The organism is Saccharopolyspora sp. (assembly GCF_017434145.1).
In the GTDB taxonomy this organism is placed as follows: domain Bacteria; phylum Actinomycetota; class Actinomycetes; order Mycobacteriales; family Pseudonocardiaceae; genus Saccharopolyspora_C; species Saccharopolyspora_C galaxeae.
Map to the genome: position 1 here is coordinate 1 of NZ_JAFRFW010000608.1, position 3,542 is coordinate 3,542.

Sequence of the window (3,542 nt, forward strand, 5' to 3'; positions counted from 1 at the left end):
ACGCTGTTCGGCGGCGGCTACATCGCCTCCGGACCGACCGGGCCGAGCCGGGCGCCGAGCGTGCACCTGCCGCCCGGGCTGCGCCTGACAGCGGCCGAAGGCGCCGGTGAGGTGCAGACCCCGGTCGCCGGGGCGGCCGCGCGCGGGTTGCGGCTCGGTGATCGGGTGTGGCTGCGGCACGCCAAGGCGGGCGAGCTCGCCGAGCGGTTCACGCACTACCACCTCGTCGAGGGCGGCACGCTGCTGCGCAGCGCGCCGACCTACCGCGGCGAGGGCATGTCGTTCGGCTGACCCGGCGGCAACCGGTTGGCCAGGTAGCCGCGCACCAGCTCCTTCGCCTCGCTGACCAGCTCGGCGTCCCCGGCGGCGTCGCGGCGGAACGCGAGGTTGAGCACCGCGTCCGCGGCCTCCACCGCGACCGACAGCGGAAGTTGCAGCTGCGCGCCTTCCAAGTCGAATTCCTTGGCCAGCAGCGCGGTCAGCTTCTCCGCGATCACCGCGTTGTTGTCCTGGGTCTCGTCCAGCAGCCGCAGATCCACCACGTCGCCGAAGTGCAGCCTGCTGAACGCCGGCACGTCGCGGTGCATGGTGATGTAGACGTCGATCACCGTGTCCACCGCGTCCCACCAGTGCTGCAGGTCGGCGGTGGTGAACCGCTCGGAGATCGCGGCGACGAAGCGGTCCAGGTTGCGCTGCGTCAACTCCTGCACGACCGCCCGCTTGTCCGGGAAGAACTGGTACAGCGAGCCGACCGCGACACCGGCGCGTTCCGCGATCAGCGTGGTGGTCACCCCCTCGTAGCCGAGCTCGTCGATGAGCTCGGCGCAGGACTCCAGCATCTTCTCCACCCGCTGGGTGCTGCGCTGCTGTACGGGCCTGCGGCGGAGGGGGGCGACTTCGGCGGGCAAGGCGACTCCTTGATCACATGTGCGGACCGTCGCGGGCTGGACGTCGGCGGTGCTGACGATCCCGCTGCGGAGGGTCCCGGTGGCCGGCCCGGACCCCGCGTGCTCGGCATCCTGGCGGCCACGAGTGGCGCTTTCACATCTTCCCAGCAACCGGGACCCGTCCGGCTCGCTGGATCTCTTCAGCTCCCGGGCGGTTCCAGCACCGCCAGGTGCGGCCGGCCGGCGGCCGCGCAGCTGGTGAAGCGGCGTGCGCGGATGGCCGGACGCTGCCGTGGCGGCTGGGCAGGCGGTCGGTCTGACTGGTGCGTCCAGATTCGGCCGATCACGTGCAGTGTGCCGCTCGCGCCGGTGCGGCGGGGCGGGGACATGCCGGGGCCGGTGTCGACCGAAGGGGTGGCTTCGCGCGGCCGCGTCCCGCTCGGTGGAACACCTGTGCTCGCGTCAGGCAATTACCGACATAGTGTCGCAGGTCACCCTGGATGGGTTGGAGTTACTGCGTGGCGTATGCATTCGGTCACATTGCTGGCGCACATAGTCACTATCTAGCGTGAGGCGAAGCCTCCCGGTCGCCAACTGGTGTGAGGCGGAACGTCCCGAGCTGTGACGGAAAGGTGATCGTGAGCTACTGCGGCGTCGCGCCCCGTTCTCCCCGTTCCCGAATGCCCTGCGCCCCGGGGAACGCCGCCGTCCGGCAGGTCCACCCGTCCCCACCGTCCAGAGAACTCGCCGCGGGCACTTGCCGCCCCGTCACCGGGGGCGTCCCCGCGCACCACCAGTTCGCCCGGTGACCGCGCGAACGCCGGTCTCCCGGCCGGTCCCGACACCGCGAACAACACCGGAGCAGTCCCGCCGCGGCCTTTGGGCGCCGTTGTGCGCTTCGGAAGCGGACGCGATGTTGCAAGCAGGCGGCTACACCGAGCGCGTCCGCTGGTCCGCGGGTGAGCTCCGGCTGGTCGGTTCCCGCGGCCGGGGAGTGCCGCTGGGCGCCGAACCCGCCTGGGCCGACCTGTTCCGCGCGCTGGTCCGCTGCCGGTCCAGGCGCACCCGGCACGATCCGCGTTGGCTCCGGCGGCTGAGCAGGCAACTCCCCGGGCCGGCGCCGGATCTTCCAGCAGCGGACGGTTTCGCGGCGGTGGTGCGCACGGATCCGGTGCTGCGGATGCACTGCGCGGTGCTCGCCGCTCGCGCGGAGCACGCGGAGCCGAGTCCGCAACACCCGGAGCACCCCGGCGGAACCATCGCGGCCGGGTCGCGCGCGCTGGTCGAACCTGGCCCGGACGGTGCTCCGGCGTTGCTGAAGCTGCTGGTGGACAACCGGTTCGAGCACCGCGAGCACGAGTTCGGGTTCTTCCTCGAGCGCTTCGTGCGCCCGGCGGTGCGCGCTTTCCGCATCGCACTGGAGCAGCACCGCGCGGTGCTGTTCGCGGGCGAGGACGCGCGGCCCGCCTTCGAGCTCTCACCGGAACTCGCGGTCACCGGCCGAGTCGTGGCCACCGGCGTGGTCGCGGACGCCCACCCGGTCGCCGTCGCGCGCGGTGCGCGGTCGTTGCGCGGTGCGCTCGACGAACTAGGCGCCGCTTTCGACCGCATCGGATACCGGCCGTTCGCCGCGGAATCCGCGCGCGCGGGGATCGAACGGGTGCTCACCGAGGAGTTCCGATACCTGCAGCCGCGCACCGCGCGGCTGCTCGGGTCGGTTGCGCAGTTGCGGCCGTTCGCGCACACCGTCGAGTCCGAACAGGACGAACTGCTCCGGCACGTGCTGCACCAGGTGCAGGAGCGCACCCGGAAACGGCGGTGGGACCGCTCGTTGCCCCAGCCCGCGGTGGTGATCGACCTGGACCTGTGCGGCATCGTGCCGTTGCGCCGCACCGTCGAAGCCACTCGCGCGATCGCCGGGCCGCGGCCGGGCGCACCGGAGGGCATACCGGAGCTCGCCGGCCCGGACTCGCTGCCGGTGCTGCCGACCTGCGCCGAAGCCACCTGGCAGCGGTTCGTCGAACTCAGCGGGCTCGGCGCGCAGTATCCGGCGGTGGACTGGCCGGCGGTGCACACCGAGTTCTCCCGCGCTCTAGCCCGACCCCGGGAACTGCTGCGCACCGACGTGGTCAACGCGGGCCTTGCCCGGTTCGCGTGGGACGTGCGCGACGCGGGCGGCCAGGTCGTGTTCTGCACCGGACGCGACGAGCAGTTGCGCGAGCACACCGAGGCGGTGCTGGCGGCCGCGGGCGTGCCGACCGCTCCGCTGCTGTGCATGCCGGACGGGAAGGCCGAGGCACTACCGGAACTGCGCGAGCTCGACGTGGTCGCGGTGTTCGGCGACCAGCGGGAAGGCCGGATCGCGCTGGGCGAGGCGTTCCCCTCCGCGTTGACCATCCGCGTGCAAGTCCCCGGACTGGTGGCCGAACGCGAACAGCCGCACGCGCAGCGCGCGATCGCGACGTTCGAGACGACGCCGCGCGCGCCCGCGCCCGGGCCCCGGTTGTCGCACACGCACTCGCTGGAGGAACTGCAGATCGGCGAACTGCGGGCGAACCGGTCCGCGCAGGACTGGGCCGTCCGGCTGGACCACGCGGAATCGCTGGAGGTGGTCCGGTCGGTGCGTGCCGACGCCGACCGCGCCGCCGACCGCCT

1 protein-coding gene and 2 pseudogenes are annotated in these 3,542 nt (G+C 72.6%); 2 read left to right on the forward strand and 1 reads right to left on the reverse strand.

Annotated features, from left to right (window positions below):
- Positions 1 to 291 (forward strand): annotated as a pseudogene (locus IJH84_RS16760) (amino acid deaminase/aldolase); the annotation flags it as partial.
- On the opposite strand, the gene IJH84_RS16765 reads toward IJH84_RS16760, so the two are convergent.
- Positions 261 to 839 (reverse strand): TetR family transcriptional regulator, encoded by a 579-nt coding sequence (locus IJH84_RS16765; protein WP_338604880.1) that lies wholly within the window; start codon positions 837 to 839, stop codon positions 261 to 263. The pseudogene IJH84_RS16760 and the gene IJH84_RS16765 sit on opposite strands and share 31 nt — an antisense overlap.
- Positions 840 to 1,800: 961 nt before the next feature.
- Between IJH84_RS16765 and IJH84_RS16770 the strand changes: the two are divergent.
- Positions 1,801 to 3,542: pseudogene (locus IJH84_RS16770) on the forward strand (hypothetical protein); the annotation flags it as partial.